The organism is Priestia sp. SIMBA_032 (assembly GCF_046535215.1).
Classification (GTDB): Bacteria; Bacillota; Bacilli; order Bacillales; family Bacillaceae_H; genus Priestia; species Priestia aryabhattai.
Map to the genome: position 1 here is coordinate 1 of NZ_JAWRXD010000115.1, position 498 is coordinate 498.

At 70.3% G+C, this 498-nt stretch carries 1 protein-coding gene; it reads right to left on the reverse strand.

Annotated elements, in window-relative coordinates:
* Window positions 1-498 (reverse strand): DUF7927 domain-containing protein (locus SB717_RS33570; protein ID WP_410907125.1); only part of this gene is annotated, 498 nt, incomplete at both ends.

Below are 498 nucleotides of genomic sequence, written 5' to 3' on the forward strand. Positions count from 1 at the left end.
GGTCAACGACAGGTCGCCCGTGTCGGTCGCGTCGACCTTCACCTGGTAGGTGATGGTCGCCGTCGATCCCGGAGCCGGCGCGACCGCGAGCGGGCCCGACCAGCTCAGCGTTCCGCCGTTCTCCGACACGGTGCCCGCCGTCGCGGTGGCCGATCCGGCGACATAGGCGCCGTCGTCGGTCACTCCCGCCAGCGCATCGCTGAACGAAGCCGAGTCAGCACCCGTCGCCGCGTAGGCGGCGGTGCCGGTGTTCGTCACGGTCACCGTGTAGGTCACCACGCCGCCCTGCAGCACGGCCGCAGGCGCTGCGGACTTGCCGACGGTGTACGAACGCACCGGGGTCGTCACCGTGCAGGCGGGATCCGCGGAGCCGGTGGGGCAGTTGCTCGCCCCCGGAGGTGTGACCACCGTGTTGGCCAGGACCTTGTCCCCCGTGTCCGGATCCTTCACCGTCACGGAGTACGTGATCGTGATAGTCTGTCCCGGCATGATCGCCGG